This window comes from Psychromonas sp. L1A2, from assembly GCF_009828855.1.
Lineage (GTDB): Bacteria > Pseudomonadota > Gammaproteobacteria > Enterobacterales > Psychromonadaceae > Psychromonas.
In genome coordinates, this window is the sequence record NZ_WUAG01000002.1 from 488389 (window position 1) to 506461 (window position 18073).

Here is an 18073-nt window from a genome sequence, read left to right on the forward strand (position 1 = left end):
TAACCTTATAGAGGGGTTATGATGTATAGCAAGTCACCACTTGATACTTGCTGACCATTAGTATTAATGATGCGTTCAATACGGAATTTAGTCTTCGCATCATAAAGTACTGCGTCCTTACGATTGAAGCTACTTAGCGTGATTGGCGAGAACATTTTCATTGCTTCCATTAAGCCTAATGTTTGTTCAACATTAACAATGTCACCCTCTAACACAAAATCAGGTTCTGCAGGTGAAGAAGCTCGGTAGAAAATACCAGCACTTTGAGCAATAACTTTTAATTCATTACTACCATCAACCTGAATCGACTCTGCAACACCTTCAATACCAGAAGCAGCAGATGCTTCCATTTCATCAATCATCACTTGTTGATCAAGTGTTGCCATGAACTTAGGTAAGTAAGTTGTATCGTATACGCCATTTAAGAATGTTTCATCTTTCAAGATGCGTTGCAATAATGGAATGTTAGTCGCTATTCCTTTAATGGTCACTTTATCTAAAAATTCGAGTAACTTCTTAACAGTATCGTTACGATCTTTACCATGACAGATAAACTGGCCTACTAAACTATCGTAGTATGGAGAAACTTCTTTGCCTGTTGCAATCATTGAAATAACTTCAACATCGTCTTGCTCAGGAATAATGCACTCAACGACTTTACCTGGGTAAGGTAGTAGTTGCATGATACCGTCAGAATCTAAGCCTGCTTTTTCAGCTGTAACACGTACTTCAATAGCATAGCCTTTCTTCTGAGGTTTTAAGTCAGAAATGTCTCCACCTGAAGCAATATCGTATTGTGCTTTTACAATATCAATACATGATGTTGCTTCAGTTACTGGATGCTCTACTTGTAAACGCGTATTCATTTCCATGAAGTAGATATCATCAGCATCTAAGTCATAAATGAATTCAACCGTACCGGCTCCCATGTAATCAACCGCGTCAGCTAAGGCAGCAGTATGCTTCAATGCTTCTTTTTCTAATCTTTCTGGCAACATAGTTGATGCAGATTCTTCAACTACTTTTTGGTTATTACGCTGTACAGAACAGTCTCGAATACCTAATACTTTAGTATTACCAAACTTATCACGTAATAATTGCACTTCGATATGACGCAGAGACGTAATGTATTTCTCTAAGTACAAGTCACCGTTACCAAATGCACTACGTGCTTCAGCAGAAACTTGGTTAAAGCCAGCAAACATATCTTCAGCTTTTTCAATCACCAAGATGCCTTTACCACCGCCGCCATTTACCGCTTTAAGCAACACTGGGTAACCCATGTTGTTTGCGATATCTAATGCTTGTTCTGCACCGCTTAAAATACCGTGAGAACCAGGTACTACTGGCACACCGTTATCTTGTGCTGTTTTAATTGCATTTGATTTGTTACCCATAGTCAACATACTGTTCATGCTTGGGCCAACAAAGTTAACGTTATGGCTAATACATAAGTCTGCAAAGTGAGGGCTTTCAGATAAGAAACCAATACCTGGGTGTAATGCATCAACTTGCTCATATTCAGCTACTTTTAATACAGAGCTTGCATTCAAGTAACTTTCATCAGATGTATTACCACCTAAACAAACTAGTTTATCACCTTCACCTAACATATCTGCAGGTACTGATGTCATATCAGGGTCTGACGCAACTAATACCACATTGATGTCATTTTGCTTAGCAATGCGTATCAACTTAACCGCAGTACAACCACGAGCATGGATTAATACTTTCTTAACCGGATGCATTAATTGACGAGGGTCAGATTTAGACACATTATCATCAGCAAGATTGCAAACAGGTATAAAGCCAGATAGTGCGCGTTGAATTGTTTCTTCAACAGTAACAACAGGCATTGGCATGTTTTCATCAATTTCACGTAACTTATCATTTAAATCATCAGAGAATGGGTTGATAACCAATCCATCCATTGCACCAGGTACACGCGATAAGTAGTTAGATAATGTAGATGTAGACGGTAAATATGCAGGGACAACCATTTGTCCAGCAAACGGCATATTAGTACCTGAAAGGTAATAAGTTTGTGCCATAGGATGCGTTACAAAACTCGCTTGTGCACCACCAGTACAGTCACCGTAACCAAACATAACAACCGGTAAATCATTATCACGAATAAAACGTGTGATTCTGTCATTAACAACAGACATTGAGAATAATGCAGCAGCACCTTCTTTCGTCTGCATACCACCAGAACTAATGAAGGCAACAACAGGCAAATGTTGTTTTGCACATTTAACTAATAACGCACAGAATTTTTCTGCACTAGCCATGTCAAACGCACCCGCTTGGAAAGATAAGTTAGAAACAGCAACACCAACACGTTGGACTTCACCATTTTCTAATTTAAATTCACCTGTACCCGTAATTAAACCACATGGTTTGATATTTTTATCTAACGCATCTTCAACAGACAAACGGAAACCAGGGAACTCTAAAAGGTTAGCTGTCATTAAGTCTGCTTTAGACTCTTTAAAGTTTGCAAAGAACTTTTCAATGATTGCTTGATGAGAATTGTTCTTCTTACTTTTTTCTGAACGCAATACCGCTTGAATCAATAGATCTTGGTAGCCCATTGTTAAACGGTTCCAGAAATCTTTACGACGTCCGATTCGAACAGGGTTAATAGCACCGTTGTAAGAACTTTCGTTATCGCGACTGTTGTAATATTCAGGCAATAATTTTTCGAACAAGTAAGTCAAAATAACAAACAAACTAGAGTTCATTTGTGGTGCACCAATACTCTTCCACTCTTCAACTTTAGCTAGGATTTCGCCACGCTCAGCTTGTTCAGTAAAGTATTGTAGCCATGCATTAAACGTCACTTTTAATTGCTCGTAATCGTCATCACTTACTTTACTTAGCGCTGCTTTTAGTGAGCTGCGTACTAACGAAGATACTGATTCACGAGAAAGCTCTTTAGTTGCCATCGCTTCTTTTGCAATAGACGCTAAGTTACCCATTGTATTGTCATATAATGCGTTAAATACAAGCATGTGACGACAATGAACAATAAAGCATTCGCGCGTTTCTACATGTGAAACTACATCAATGATATTAAGGTCTGCTAACACTGGCCATTCTTCTGTAAGAGGAACAGCTTTCTCATTTTCTAAATGTTTAATAAGAGAATGGAAGTTGTTTTCAGCGCTTGTTTTCCAACGGTTGTATAATGACCAAGTTAGGTTGATCATTAACGTACTACGCGCATTATCGTAGTTTGCTTTTGGCTCACCTAAAATAAGTTTTGTTAATGCATTACGCTCAACGCCTTTATCTTCGCGTTTTTGTAAAAATGTTTTCCAATTTTTATTTAGCGTATCGTCATAAATTAATTTATCTGGGTTTTCTAACCAGTTTAAAAATACTTGTTTACGATCAGCTTCAACACGCGCTTTTAAATCACCTTGTGGAACGGTTAATTTAGATAGACGGCCATATTCGTTCTTTTGAATCGCTTTGATACGTGAACGCAATGTTAGGTAACGCATGTAACGGTAAGTCGTACCGAATGCATTATTATGAGATGTTGGGTTTTTAGCTAATAAGCGTGCTTCATTTGCATTTTCAATGGCAGTCAATTTACTTGAAGGCTCAAGGTAACGGGATAAGCTACGGTTATAATGTTCTAAGATATCTGGATATTTACGAACAAATTCTACTGACTTTGATTCGATAGATAAAATACCAGAAATAATCGCTTTCTGAAGATTATGTTGACGTTCATCTTGGTCAACAGGCGAGTAATCAACAATACCGTCGATACAACCCATTTCCAATAGCTCTTCAGGTGATACACCTACTGACTGAGCACATTCCTGCCAAGATAAGTTGTACTTACGTGCGATACTTTGTAAACCTTTTGGCTGGATAGTATTAAATATGCCATCTCGAACAGATAATAAAATATTAGCTGTCGCTAGTGGGATTGCACCACCAGAATAACCAACACCCACTACTATACCAATAGTAGGGACATCAACATTGGCACTTTCAGTAATCATTTGTGAAATACTATGTGCTTGGTTTTGGCTATTTGCTTCTTCGCCAGCATCCGCTCCCGGTGTGTCAATTAAGTACACAATAGGTAAAGACATATCCGCAAACTTACGAATTGCCTTGCTTGCTGCTAAGTGATGCTCAGGCATCCAAGCACCATTATTTGAACTACGCTCTTGTGCAATTAAACCAATACGGCGGCTATAACCACCAAAGTCTAATTCCATTTCAGCAGAGTAAAAAGCACCGTTTGATTGCTGTGTTACGATTTTACCGTTAAAGCCTTCAATGATACTTTTAGACCCAGGGCGTTTATTACTTTCAGCCGGCGTTACTGTACGCGCAATGTATGCATCAACATCTAACTTTTTAATCGTCGCTAGATTTGATTTAACTCGCTTACTTTCAATAAGACCTTCTACACCATCTGTATTTGACGGTAATGAATTATCTGGAAATAAAGAAAAGTCTTTTGCGATATGCTCAGCATGAATAAATAGCGGATCTGCAATATTATTCACTTCAAACTGAGAAGATGAAGGTTTTCCTGTCATATAATTACCCTTACAAGAAAGTGATGGAAAAATAAATGTCGTAATTTACAACTTATTAGCATTTGATTCCACTATTGAAGTCTAATCAATATAAATCATTTACTAATAAATTGTATATTGTGAACCCTGAGCCAATAATAGCCCATTAATGGGGGTATTCTGTTCTATTAAGATCAAAAAAACAACAAAATAGACACAGTTCCATTAACTCGTGAGTCTAATTTTATAACATATAGTTATCTGGTAGCTCAATTTGAGCGACACCCGTTTCAACTGCTGCACGTGCAACTGCACCAGCAACACTTTTTAACAAACGAGGATCCATTGGTTTTGGAATAATGTAATTTTTACCAAATGTAAGTTCACTACTACCACTTGCTGTTAATACTTCTTGCGGTACTGGCTGTTTAGCAATGTCACGAATGGCATTAACTGCAGCCACTTTCATTTCATCATTTATATCTGTCGCACGCACATCTAACGCACCACGGAAAATAAATGGGAAACATAAAACATTATTAACTTGATTAGGATAATCACTTCGCCCAGTGGCCATGATCAAATCATCACGAACAGAATGTGCTAATTCAGGTTTTATTTCAGGATCTGGATTTGAACAAGCAAATATAACTGGATTTGGTGCCATTAATTTAACATCTTCAGGAGAAAGAACATTTGGGCCAGATACCCCAACAAATACATCCGCACCACAAATAACATCTTGTAAAGTACGTTGATCGGTATTATTCGCAAAACGTTGCTTGTATTCATTAATATCATCACGACGAGTATGAATGACGCCTTTACGATCTAACATGTAAATTTTTTCACGTAGTGCGCCACATTTAATTAATAGTTCCATACAAGAAATAGCGGCAGCACCAGCCCCCATACAAACTATTTTCACATCCTCAATATTTTTACCTTGGATATCTAATGCATTGATCATGGCAGCTGCAGTAACAATGGCAGTACCGTGTTGATCATCATGAAAAACAGGAATACTGCAACGTTCTTTTAATTCTTTTTCTATTATGAAACATTCAGGCGCTTTAATATCTTCAAGGTTAATACCGCCAAATGTATCTGCAATATTAGCAACCGTATTAATAAACTCTTCTGGAGTACGGTGTTTTACTTCAATATCTATCGCATCAAGATTAGCAAATCGTTTAAATAATAACGCTTTGCCTTCCATTACAGGTTTAGACGCTAATGGACCTAAATTGCCTAACCCTAAAATAGCAGTACCATTAGTAATAACGGCAACTAAGTTACCTTTAGCTGTATATTTATAGACATCATCAGGGTTTGCAGCGATTTCTCTAACCGGCTCTGCGACACCTGGACTATAAGCTAATGATAAATCGTCTGCTGTTTCAGCAGGGGTAGTCAACTCGATACTTATTTTCCCTGGTTTAGGAAAAGCATGATAATCAAGAGCTTGTTGGCGTTTATCTGACATTTATAAATCCCGTTATGATGAACTAAATAATTTGAGTTAATTTTTTAAAACTGAAGAGTGATGATAATCAAGTTTTGATCATAATCACAGAGTTAATTCATATTATACACACACGTGAATGACGATAACATACTATAGCAGTTGGTCAATTTTACAGCAAAAAGGCTTTGAAAACTGAGATTTTAGATACAAAAAAAGCACCCTAAGGTGCTTTTTAAAAAACGTGGTAGTTATCTTATTTAGAAGATAAAGCACCGAAACGTTTTTTGAACTTGTCAATACGACCGCCAGTATCAACAACACGTTGAGTACCAGTGTAGAATGGGTGACAAGCTGAACAGATATCTAAAGTTAATTCTTCTTTACCAAGCGTAGAACCAACTTTAATAACGTTACCACATGAACAAGTAGCAGTAACTAATTTGTATTCTGGGTGAATTTCTTTTCTCATTGGGAAAACCTCTATTTAGGCCGTGTCGCTGCTCAGCTTGAATGAATTATTTCATCCAACAAAGTACCACACGTATTTATCATTGTATTGCGAATTGCGGATTGTATAGTAACGAACAATAAAAGTACAACTTAAAACAACTAAAATTTAACACTTTATTTTAGGTATAAAAAGTCAGGTATAAATGGCTATCAAGCAAGGCATAGGTACATTTTGATAAACAAATAATTTGTGTTTTATCTGCTATAAAAATCAATAAGATCAACGTAAAAGAGTAAAATAGAAGACTTAAACAGAACAGCACAACTAAACAGGTTACAATACAAGTTCATTTATACTTTATCATTTAAAACACACCCACTATGACTAAACCAATAATTTGCAGAGTAGCATTAGCTATTCCTTTACATAAACAATTTGATTACTTACTTGCGGCTAACCTTTGTCCCAAAGATCCTATTTCACTGATTGGTTGTCGTGTATTAGTCCCTTTTGGTGGCGGTCCTCGTAAACAAGTTGGTGTAATCACCGCTGTACCAAGCGAATCTGATTTTGCCATTGATAAATTAAAAACAGTATCGCAATTATTAGATCAACAACCTTTATTGAGTTCAGCGTTATATAAACTGTTAAATTGGGCAGCTGTTTATTATCAACATCCTTTTGGTGACGTTTTTCAACAAGCGATTCCTACTCTATTACGAAAAGGTAAATCGGCGAGTTTTAAAAGCCAAGAGTACTGGAAGTTAACGCAAGAAGACGTCGATCTTAAACAATTAAACCGTGCTAAAAAACAATGTCATGCGGCAACATTATTACAAGAATCACCTTTAGCTTATGAGCGATTAAAAACCCAAGGGGTAAACCGAGCTACTTTAAATAGCTTACAAGAAAAAAAACTGGTTGAGAGTTACGAACAAATGCCAGAAAGCAACTTATCTTGGCCTCATGAGATTCAAGAGTTACAAGAAAAACCCAATTTAAGTACTGAGCAAGCCATCGCTGTTACAACAGTAACGCAACAATTAAACAAATTTAAATGCTACTTATTAGAAGGTATTACCGGCAGTGGCAAAACAGAAGTTTACTTAAACATTCTTAAAGCCGTATTAGATCAAGGACAGCAAGCGCTAATTATCGTACCTGAAATTGGCCTCACACCACAAACTATCAAACGTTTTAAAGCGCGTTTCAATGTGCCTATTTATTTAAAACATTCAGCATTAAATGAACAACAGCAATTAGAAACCTGGTTACATGCTCAACAAGGTAGTGCCGCTATTGTTATTGGTACTCGTAGCGCTATTTTTAGTGACTTTAAAAACCTAGGTTTAATTATTTTAGATGAAGAGCATGACGCTTCTTTTAAACAACAAGATAGTTTTCGTTATCACGCGCGTGATTTTGCAATCAAACGTGCTTCACAACAAAACATCCCTATTTTGTTAGGCTCTGCGACCCCTGCTTTTGAATCTCTTAATAATGCACTATCCGGTCGTTACCAACATTTATTTTTAACGCATCGAGCAGGCAATGCAAAACCACCTAAAAATGATCTCATTAACCTGACTGGCTTGCCACTCAAATCAGGTCTATCTCCGCAGTTAATTGAATTAATGCAGCAACATTTGGCAAAAAACAATCAAGTCATTTTATTTTTAAATCGTCGAGGTTATGCGCCTGTTTTAATGTGTCATGAATGTGGATGGTTAGTAAAATGTGAACGTTGTGATGCTTTTTATACTTACCATAAAAGCGCTAACTATTTGCATTGTCATCACTGCATGGCAACACACCCTGTTCCAGAACAATGTCATGACTGTGGCTCTACTAATTTGCACTCTACTGGTGTTGGAACAGAACAACTTGAAGAAACATTAAACCTGCTATTTCCAGAGCATCCCACGGTACGAATTGATCGAGACAATACGCGTAAAAAAGATAGTTTCAATAATTATCTTAATGATATTAATAGCGGCAAATATAAAATTTTACTCGGTACGCAAATGTTAGCCAAAGGGCATCATTTTCCAGATGTCACATTAGTCGCTTTAGTCGATGTAGACGGAGCGCTGTTTAGTAATGACTTCCGTGCAAGTGAACGATTAGGGCAATTATTTACACAAGTAGCAGGTCGAGCAGGACGAGCAGAGAAAAAAGGCCAAGTGGTTTTACAAACTTTTCATCCTGAGCATAACCTATTACAAGAATTAGTGAATAACGGCTATGGTGATTTTTCTCGAACTGCATTGCAAGAAAGAAGAATGGCACAGTTACCGCCCTTTTCTTATCAAGCTCTCATTAGAGCTGAATCTTTGAATGCGACACAGGCAGAAAACTTTCTCACCCTTTGTAAGCAAACTTTAAATCAAATCGCTGATAACAATAAAGTCAGCGATAGATTATTGATATTAGGCCCCATTGCAGCCTCTATGGAAAGAAGAGCAGGCAAATACCGCTTTCAATTGTTACTACAAAGCGAACAAAGAGTGTTGATTACTAAAACATTAAACATCGCATTAGCACACTTTGAAAAGCTACCAGAAGGGAGAAAAGTGCGCTGGTCAATTGATGTTGACCCGATAGATTTTATTTAATCAAATTAGCTAAAAAGTAGTTAGCCAAAATAAGGTTAACTAAAAGCAAAAAAGCCTAATAATCATATCTCAATAAAATTATTAGGCTTTTTATATATTTAAAGACCTTTCTAAATATTATTCATTAATACGCCTGCATTACATGAATTAAATTCGGCGTGCATCAGACACATCTTTTAATTGCTTCAATTTAACTAAAAGTTTATTGATCTCTTTGTTATTTTGAACTTCTAAAGATAAATCGATAGTCGCCGTTAACGTCTTCGTATTGGTTTGACTGTTAACCCCTAAGAGATTCACTTTTTCATTGGATAATACCGTTGTAATATCTTTCAATAAGCCATTTCGATCATCTGCAATTAAACGTAATGTCAGTGTATAACCCGATGACTGGGAATCTCCCCAGTTTGCATTAATAATACGTTCTGGATGCGCTTCTTCTAAATCCGCTAATTGTTCACAGTTCTTTCTATGAATTGAAATACCACGCCCTTGCGTAATATACCCAACAATACCTTCACCAGGCACTGGCTGACAACATCTTGCAATGTTATGCATTAAATCAGCTACACCATCAATAATAATGTCTTTACCTGTATTTTTAGGCGCTATTTGTATTTTACGGTTTTGTAACTCTAATAGTGCAGCGGCATCTTGTTGTTCTAGTGTTTGTTGATGATAAAAACCATCTAAAAAGTGAACAAGTTGGTTAAGACGTAAATCACCATTACCAATTCCCGCATAGATATCATCTGTTGTACCGACATTAAAACGCGTGATTGCAGGTGTAATATCCGTTAACTTCAAATCAATTTTAACAAGTTCAACTTCTAGTAACTCACGACCTGCAATAATATTTTTATCGCGATCTTGTTTTCTAAACCAAGTAGCCACTTTATGTCGCGCTCTTGGCGCATTAATATACCCAAGTTGCGGATTTAACCAATCACGACTTGGATTCGGTTCTTTTTGAGTCAGAATTTCAATTTGATCACCGGTTTTTAATTGATATGTAAAAGGAACAATATGATTTGCTACTTTTGCACCAATACAACGATGCCCAATCAGACTATGAATATAATAAGCAAAATCAAGTGGTGTAGAGCCTGCAGGTAAATCGATGACTTCACCTTTAGGTGTAAAGACATAAACGCGGTCGTTAAATACTTGGCTACGAATCTCTTCAACTAAATCATCGCCATCGGTCATATCCTCTTGCCATGCTAAGAGTTTACGTAACCATGCGATTTTTTCTTCGTAGTTACTGGCTGATTTCCCACCAGCATTACCTTCTTTGTATTTCCAATGTGCTGCAACGCCCATTTCCGAGTCTTCATGCATTTGCTGAGTACGTATCTGAACTTCAACAGGTTTACCACTATCTCCTAATACAACGGTATGAATTGATTGGTAACCGTTGGGTTTAGGGTTGGCGATGTAATCATCGAACTCACGGGGAATATGACGCCATTTAGTATGTATTGCACCTAGTGCGGCATAGCAATCTTGTAGCTTTTCAACCACGACACGTACTGCTCTTACATCATAGAGTTCATCAAATTGCAGATCTTTTTTCTGCATTTTTCTATAAATGCTATAAATATGTTTAGGCCGACCATAAGCCGTCCCTTCTATGTTCATTTCAGCTAGCGATGATTTAACGGTTTCAACAAAGTCTTGGATATAGTTTTCGCGGTCAATGCGTTTTTCATCAAGTTGCTTAGCTATATTTTTATAGGTTTCTGCTTGTAGGTAACGAAAAGAAAGGTCTTCTAATTCCCACTTTAGCTGCCCTATTCCCAAACGATTTGCTAATGGTGCGTAGATGGTTGATATTTCATGTGCCAGTTTAACTTTAGTGTCTTCATCGGCAATTTTAACTTGGCGAAGATAGCATATTCGCTCAGCGAGCTTTATCACTACAGCACGAACATCTTCAACCATTGCCAATAGCATGTGTCGTAAATTGTCAACTTGAGATTCGGCGTTTTGTTTATTGCCACGGCTTTGTAAGGCTCTAATCCCTTCCATTTCCATTGCGCCTTTTGCTAATTTAGCAATACGCTTTGGCCATAGTTCATCAACTTTTTCAGTGCTTAAAACATCTTGTGCGAGTAAAGGAAAGATTAATGCAGCATTTAAAGTATCCATATCCATGTTCAAAGTAACGAGGATCTCAACCATTTCACAGCCTAATTGCAATGCAATAATCTGTTGTTCCGAGTCACACAACTCACTCACTTTATTATAATTTTCGAATAAGTTACTTTGATCTTGTTTACTTAAACCAAATGTTGTCACCCATTTATCTGGGGCTTTTAAGGCACTTTGGTAAAAGTGTGTATCACGAACTGAAACCATCTAACTCTCCAAAAAAGTAGCTGAATATTTAAGTTGGAAGCAAAAAATTAACACTTATTAAGGACATGTTTAAATACCTGGTCATCACCTTAAAAAAGGATAAATGTAGACGTTATCCCTTCTGACTTAATTCACATGAAGCGATTCTATTTTATAGAGTGCTTCCAATTAATTTATATTTTGAATCGCCAACTAAAAAATCATTCAATCAAAAAACTAATAATACTTAAAATTATTAACTTATAAAGTCATTGTCTCTTTATTATTGTGACAATGGCCTTTTAAACGTTGATTATTTTTTAGTAAATAATGCCATTGACTCCATATGTGCTGTTTGTGGGAACATATCAATCAGACCTAATTTAGCTAATGTATAACCTTGCTCTAATAGTAATGCACTATCTCTTGCTAATGTCACAGGATCACATGAAACATACAAAATATGACTTGGCTTTTTATTAGCGACAAACGCCATACACTCGGCAGCACCCGCTCGAGCAGGATCGAGTAGTATTTTATCGTAACGTAGTTGTGCCCAATCTGCTTTTAATTCATTCAAGTCACTTAAATCTGCTTGATAAAAGGCAACATTCGTTAAATGACAATGCAAAGCATTCTGTGCGCCACGGTCGACCATTTTTTGAATACCTTCGACGGCAACAACTTGTTCAACTTTTTTAGCAATGGGTAAGGTAAAATTACCTAACCCACAAAACAAATCTAAGACATGATCCGTATTTTTTAGTTCAAGCCAAGAAATTGCTTGCTGAACCATTTGTTGATTAATGTCTGCATTTACCTGTAAGAAATCATCAATGTTAAACTCAAACTCACAATCTTGTTCTGCTAACGAATAGGTTAACTTGTGTTGTTCTGTTAAACATTGAATATCAGTCGGGCTACTTTGCGCATAAAAATGCAATTGATGTTCTGCAGAAAAGGCAATGATTAATGCGATATCTTGATCTAATAATGGTTTTAAATGGCGTAATAACACGGCAACCGTATTATCCGCTTCAACTAACTCTATATGACCTAATGCCATCTTACCTTGTAACTGATTTAACAACGCTTTAAGAGGCAAAATTAATTGTGACAATGCAGGTTTTAATACCGGACATTTTTGTTGATTAATGAGTTCATTACTGGCCGAGCGACGGAAGCCCATTTGTACTTTTTTGGTTTTTTTATCATACATCACACCAAAACGTGCACAACGACGATAAGCCCAAGCATCTGATTTTAATGTTGCTTGTAATTCTGCTGGTTTATATTTTGCAAAACGCTCAAACAACGCCATAAGACCCGTTTGTTTTATTTCAATCTGGCTTGCCTGTTCAATATGTTGTAAATGACACCCCCCACATTCTTGGTAATGTTCACAATGTGGTTCGGTACGTAAATTACTCGCTTGATGTATTTTTAGAATACTGGCTTTTTTATAGCGTTTTTTATCTTCATCGATAGAAACATCGACGATTTCACCTACTAAACCACCTTCAACGAACATTGGCTTATTTTGATGGAATAACATCCCTCTGCCCTGATGATCGAGCTTATCGATCTGACAATGTTTAATTATTTTGTTATTTTGCTTATTTGTGCGCGATGCTTTGAAGAACTGGGCCATAAATATTTCACAGGTGAAGTAAGCTATGCCATGATAGCGGTTACGTTTATCGGAACGCTATTGTCACACAAAAAATACAAGCATTCATTACTCCATTGAAATTAGATTTTACCTTATGACTAAATACGGCCTACGCGCACAAGTTATTGCCTACACTGTTCTACCGACTGTCCTTATCGGTGGCATTTTAGCTGGTTACTTTTCATTCCATCGCTTCCAACAAGCCGATGAGTTTTTAATTGATCGGGCATTGAACATTGCAGATGCATTATCAATCGCCAGTGAATACGGTATGCAGGATGAGACCAGAACTATTCTGCGTCGATTAATTGGGACCACTCATCGAAAAAATAGCCCTATGATCAAAAGTATTGCTATTTTTACTGCTGATAATAAATTATTTGTTATCAGTAATTACCATCGTGATTATCAAAAGTTGCGTTTAGATAAAGACCAACCAATACCCGACTTACCGCAAATCACGACTTTAGATGACAGTATCATTATCCATAGTCCGATTATTGATGAAACAAACTTTTTAGAATACCAACTGACTTTCGATCAACCTCGTAAAGTAGTCGGCTATGTTGCATTAGAGATAAATAGGGATCAAATTGAGCTATTGCTTTATCGAGATGCCGCTTTCTCTTTGTTAGTGGTGTTGTTAGGTATTATAGGCAGTTTATATTTGGCCTTTAAACATGCTAAACGTATTACAGCCCCTATTTCTGACATGGCATCAGTCGTTGAAAAAATCAGTTTAGGGCGTTTAAATTCTCGCGTTGAAGGTGAATACACGGGTGAAATTGGTTTACTACAACATGGTATTAACGAAATGGCATTGGCCATGTCTAAACATCATGAAGAGATGCAAGAAAGTATTGATTTAGCGACCAGCGAATTACGTGAAACGTTAGACCAAATGGAAGTGCAAAATATTGAATTAGATATCACTCGTAAAGAAGCACAACAAGCTGCTTCCGTAAAATCTGAATTCTTAGCCAATATGAGCCATGAATTACGTACTCCATTAAATGGTGTTATTGGCTTTGCAAGACAGTTATTAAAAACACAAATGACTAATAATCAAATGGATTATTTGCAAACAATTGAGCGTTCAGCAGGTAACCTGTTAAATATTATTAATGACATTCTCGACTTTTCTAAGCTAGAAGCCGGCAAATTAGACCTTGAGCATATCCCTTTCGAAATCCGTGAATCGATTGATGAAACAATGCATCTATTAGCGCACAGTGCACACGAGAAAAATATTGAATTAAGTTTAATGGTTGATGAAGACGTCCCCCAAGAACTAATTGGTGATGCGATGCGTCTACAACAGATCTTAACTAACTTAATTGGTAATGCTATAAAATTTACTGAACAAGGTAATATAGAAGTTAAGATTCAGCGTACTGAAAAAGAAAATGATACCGATAAAGGCATCAAACTTAAATTTATTATTTCAGATACTGGTATTGGTATATCAGAGGCACAACAAGAACAACTATTTAAAGCCTTTGGACAAGCAGATAGCAGCATCACGCGCCAGTATGGCGGTACAGGTTTAGGACTTGTTATCACGCAAAAACTAGTCAATGAAATGAAAGGTAGTATTGACTTAGTCTCAACACCTAATGCGGGCTCTACTTTCTGGTTTACTATCGCCATAGAGAGGTGTACTCGCGAACCACTCGCTTCACTTCCATTAGAAAGATTATCTAATCGAACAGTGTTAGCTTATGAGTCAAATGAATACGCAGTACGCGCATGCTCTCAATTGCTAATGCAATGGAAAACCAATGCCACTATCACTGAAACAGACTTACAATGGAAAAAGGCACTTCATAAACGTTATGACAGTATCGTGATTGGACATAGTAACAATACTAATATCAATCCGCTGTTAATTCATATCGAGCAAGCAAAAGAATACACTGACAATATTATTGTGTTGCTGAATTGCAGCGACCCAAGTGTTTACGAGCAATTAATGGAAACAGGTATAACTCATTGCTTAAATAAGCCAGTTAACCATAAAAACTTTGCAAATGCCTTAGTATCAAATGAAACAACGCCAACAACATTACAAATTGCAATGCCAATACAACGTAAAGACATTAATGTAATGGCTGTAGATGATAATAGAGCGAACTTAAAACTTATCTCTGCAATGTTAACCGATAGAGTTCATCGAGTAACAACGTGTAAGAATGGTAAAGAAGCTGTTGAACATGCAAAAAATACACCTTTTGATATTATCTTCATGGATATACAAATGCCTATTTTAGATGGTGTCAGTGCTTGTGCTCAAATTAAAAAGGATTCTCTGAATCAAGAGAGCCCTATTATCGCAGTAACCGCACACGTTCTCCCGGGTGAAAAAGAGCAGTTCTTGCAAAAAGGTATGGATGATTGTTTGGCAAAACCGATTGATGAATTGGCATTACAAGCCATCATTAACAAATGGGCACCTAATGCACAAATAATGGAGGTAGCTCCTCAAGAAGAAATAGCTAAGCTCCCTCATAAAAAAATACCAGCTATCGTAAAGAAATCCTTTGATTGGGAGTTGGCATTACAGCAATCAGCCGGCAAGAGTGATTTAGCTAAAGAGATGTTGAGTATGTTATTAGAAGAGTTTGATGATATTCGAAAAATAGCAAATAGTGCGATTAATGGTGATGTTGATAGTGAACAATTTGCAAAGGCAATCCATAAATTTCATGGTGGTTGTAGTTATAGCGGCGTTCCTAAATTAAAAAATATCGCAGGCTTAATTGAAAAAGAGATCAAAAATGCGGTCAATCCAGACTTGTTAGAACCTGAACTATTGGAACTATTAGACGAGTTGGATAATGTAGAAAAAGAAGCAAAGACTTATTTAGCATAAAAATCTATCTTGCTCTGATAATTGGAGAATTAAAGGTAGCGATGAGTTTTAATACCGATTACATTAAATATATTGTCTAAATTTCACCCAGGAAAAACAGTTCAATTCAAGGCGTAAATTGAGCTGTTTTAACAAGTAAAATAGATAAGCTATTTATTGTAATTAGTATAATAAGTAGTTAACCTCAATTCTGGTTAATGAAAGCAAGATTATATTTAAAATCATAAGGTTACTTCTACTATACCACTTTGTATCGCTTTGCTTATCCAGGACTGAGGTTAGATAATTTTAAGCTCTATAAATGAAATTAGCTGTAGTTTATCAAAGGTAATTAATGTTCTGTCTTAACTGCCTATATAAATAAACTATATGGCGCTGATAAAAAATAAAGGCTTATCAATGATAGGCCTTCGCTTTACTACTTTTTGAAATAACAAAGGCATGACTTACCTATTATTTAATACTGTCAGAGCTCTCTAGTAAGTTTCTATGGTCATCCTTGTCCATGTGCAATTGACGGGTAGGGAAGGCGAACTCTGCTCCATGCTCAATCACTATATTGGCTACTTTTAATAAAACATCTTGCTTCACTTCATGAAACAAAATCCAGTTAGTTGTTTTAGTGAAAGTATAGATAAAAAAGTCTAAAGATGAATTATTAAATAAATCAAAGTTAACAATCAAAGTCTGAGACTGATCGATATCAGGATGATTTTGTAACATCTCTCTAACCGCTTTTATAATATGCTCGACTTGTTGAATATCTTTATAACGCAGGCCAAAGTCTTCTTTAATACGTCGATTAGTCATACGAGATGGATTCTCTACAACAATGGTTGTAAATAAACTGTTTGGGACGTAAATAGGACGTTTATCAAAAGTACGAATACGTGTTACACGCCAGCCAATTTCCTCTACGGTCCCTTCGATTGACTTGTCAGGACTACGGATCCAATCACCTACTTTAAAAGGTTTATCCATATACACCATGGTTGCACCAAATAGATTTGATAATAAATCCTTAGCCGCCATACCAACAATTAACCCCCCCATACCACCGAATGCAAGCACACCAGAAATACTTACCCCTAAGGTTTGAATAATTGATAAAGTAATAATAGTAATAATGGAAAGCTTCGCTAGTTTAGATAATGCAGTAACTGTCGTTGTATCTTTTGCATCATCGGCAATATAAGTATGTTCTGCTTTATAAACTAAGCGCCAAAATACCCAACCAATCAAAAATAAAATAGCCACTTTTTGAACCGCTGGTAAATAATCAGAAATGGCAAACTCTTCACTTTCTGCGATCACTCTCATTGACATTGATGTCCCCATCAAGACAATCACCCAATTGATCGGTTTATTAACGGCATAGAACACAATATCGTCCCAACTATTTAACGTTTTGGCGATCATATTCTCAGCTCTTCTTGCAAAATAACGCCAAACTAATTGCAATAAAAGAGTGATGCATAACATTAGAGCGAAGTTAGCAACCCAATTTCCAATATTTATTGTAAGTAGCCAATCACTTACATAAACTTCAGCTTGTTCAAACATATAAATCCTTAGGGTAAAACGAAGACGTTAAGATAATAACAACTGATGATACTCATAAAAGACTAAAAGCTAAACCTGTTGCAACTACTAAACAATTGATAAGTAGAATCAATAAAACAACATGAACGAAAAAAAGTTCAGTATAAGCAATGAAAAAAATACTTATTATAGCAAGTAATATTACACTTCTTGTTGTTAAGTAACCGTCATTAAACTCTAAAAAATGATCAATTCAATTCGAATAATTATCGATTAGAATTGAAAAGTCTCTTATTATTAAAAGTCGCTTAACTCTCTATTTAAGATTCCATTAAGCGTATTCGAAAATAACCTCATATATTTATACCCCACCGAGAAGTGTGACTAATAGACAAAATTGATAAATATAAAAAGAACGATTTACACTAGGAAGATCAATGATAACGATTGATAAACAGAGTTTATTTAAGGCTTAAAATTTAAAAATAATTTTTAATACGTTAAACTTTTACTCTTCTTATGCCAGCCCATTACTTCTGATTTCAGTAAAAATTTAAAGGTAG

Annotated in this window: 8 protein-coding genes; 2 read left to right on the forward strand and 6 right to left on the reverse strand. The window is 36.3% G+C overall.

Annotated features, from left to right (window positions below):
- Positions 1–5 precede the first annotated feature (5 nt).
- The 3 genes from GQR59_RS12690 to rpmE form a co-directional block, all read right to left on the reverse strand.
- Positions 6–4571, reverse strand: coding sequence for an ATP-binding protein (locus GQR59_RS12690; RefSeq protein WP_160063252.1), 4566 nt, complete (start codon positions 4569–4571; stop codon positions 6–8).
- 223 nt (positions 4572–4794) lie between these two features.
- Positions 4795–6036, reverse strand: coding sequence for a malic enzyme-like NAD(P)-binding protein (locus tag GQR59_RS12695; RefSeq protein WP_160063254.1), 1242 nt, complete (start codon positions 6034–6036; stop codon positions 4795–4797).
- A gap of 235 nt (positions 6037–6271) precedes the next feature.
- Positions 6272–6487 carry a 50S ribosomal protein L31 gene (gene rpmE, locus GQR59_RS12700; RefSeq protein ID WP_025563502.1) on the reverse strand — a complete coding sequence of 72 codons (216 nt, stop codon included), beginning with the start codon at positions 6485–6487 and terminating at the stop codon, positions 6272–6274.
- Between the two features lie 362 nt (positions 6488–6849).
- Here rpmE and priA point away from each other — a divergent pair, with 362 nt between their 5' ends.
- Positions 6850–9084 carry a primosomal protein N' gene (gene priA / locus GQR59_RS12705; protein WP_160063256.1) on the forward strand — a complete coding sequence of 745 codons (2235 nt, stop codon included), beginning with the start codon at positions 6850–6852 and terminating at the stop codon, positions 9082–9084.
- Positions 9085–9231: 147 nt separating this feature from the next.
- On the opposite strand, the gene relA is transcribed toward priA, so the two are convergent.
- Positions 9232–11445 carry a GTP diphosphokinase gene (gene relA, locus GQR59_RS12710; RefSeq protein ID WP_160063258.1) on the reverse strand — a complete coding sequence of 738 codons (2214 nt, stop codon included), beginning with the start codon at positions 11443–11445 and terminating at the stop codon, positions 9232–9234.
- 292 nt (positions 11446–11737) lie between these two features.
- Entirely contained in the window at positions 11738–13075 is a 1338-nt protein-coding gene (rlmD, locus tag GQR59_RS12715) for a 23S rRNA (uracil(1939)-C(5))-methyltransferase RlmD (RefSeq protein WP_160063260.1), read from the reverse strand.
- A gap of 115 nt (positions 13076–13190) precedes the next feature.
- Here rlmD and barA point away from each other — a divergent pair, with 115 nt between their 5' ends.
- Positions 13191–15968, forward strand: coding sequence for a two-component sensor histidine kinase BarA (gene barA, locus GQR59_RS12720; protein ID WP_160063262.1), 2778 nt, complete (start codon positions 13191–13193; stop codon positions 15966–15968).
- 453 nt (positions 15969–16421) lie between these two features.
- On the opposite strand, the gene GQR59_RS12725 is transcribed toward barA, so the two are convergent.
- Positions 16422–17531 carry a mechanosensitive ion channel family protein gene (locus GQR59_RS12725; RefSeq protein WP_160063264.1) on the reverse strand — a complete coding sequence of 370 codons (1110 nt, stop codon included), beginning with the start codon at positions 17529–17531 and terminating at the stop codon, positions 16422–16424.
- Positions 17532–18073: the final 542 nt, after the last annotated feature.

What these genes read in the sequence shown, in the direction of transcription:
- GQR59_RS12690 (WP_160063252.1), bottom strand. Translation starts at nt 4,571, where the DNA reads ATGACAGGAAAACCTTCATCTTCTCAGTTTGAAGTGAATAATATTGCA.
- GQR59_RS12695 (WP_160063254.1), bottom strand. Translation starts at nt 6,036, where the DNA reads ATGTCAGATAAACGCCAACAAGCTCTTGATTATCATGCTTTTCCTAAA.
- rpmE (WP_025563502.1), bottom strand. Translation starts at nt 6,487, where the DNA reads ATGAGAAAAGAAATTCACCCAGAATACAAATTAGTTACTGCTACTTGT.
- priA (WP_160063256.1), top strand. Translation starts at nt 6,850, where the DNA reads ATGACTAAACCAATAATTTGCAGAGTAGCATTAGCTATTCCTTTACAT.
- relA (WP_160063258.1), bottom strand. Translation starts at nt 11,445, where the DNA reads ATGGTTTCAGTTCGTGATACACACTTTTACCAAAGTGCCTTAAAAGCC.
- rlmD (WP_160063260.1), bottom strand. Translation starts at nt 13,075, where the DNA reads ATGGCCCAGTTCTTCAAAGCATCGCGCACAAATAAGCAAAATAACAAA.
- barA (WP_160063262.1), top strand. Translation starts at nt 13,191, where the DNA reads ATGACTAAATACGGCCTACGCGCACAAGTTATTGCCTACACTGTTCTA.
- GQR59_RS12725 (WP_160063264.1), bottom strand. Translation starts at nt 17,531, where the DNA reads ATGTTTGAACAAGCTGAAGTTTATGTAAGTGATTGGCTACTTACAATA.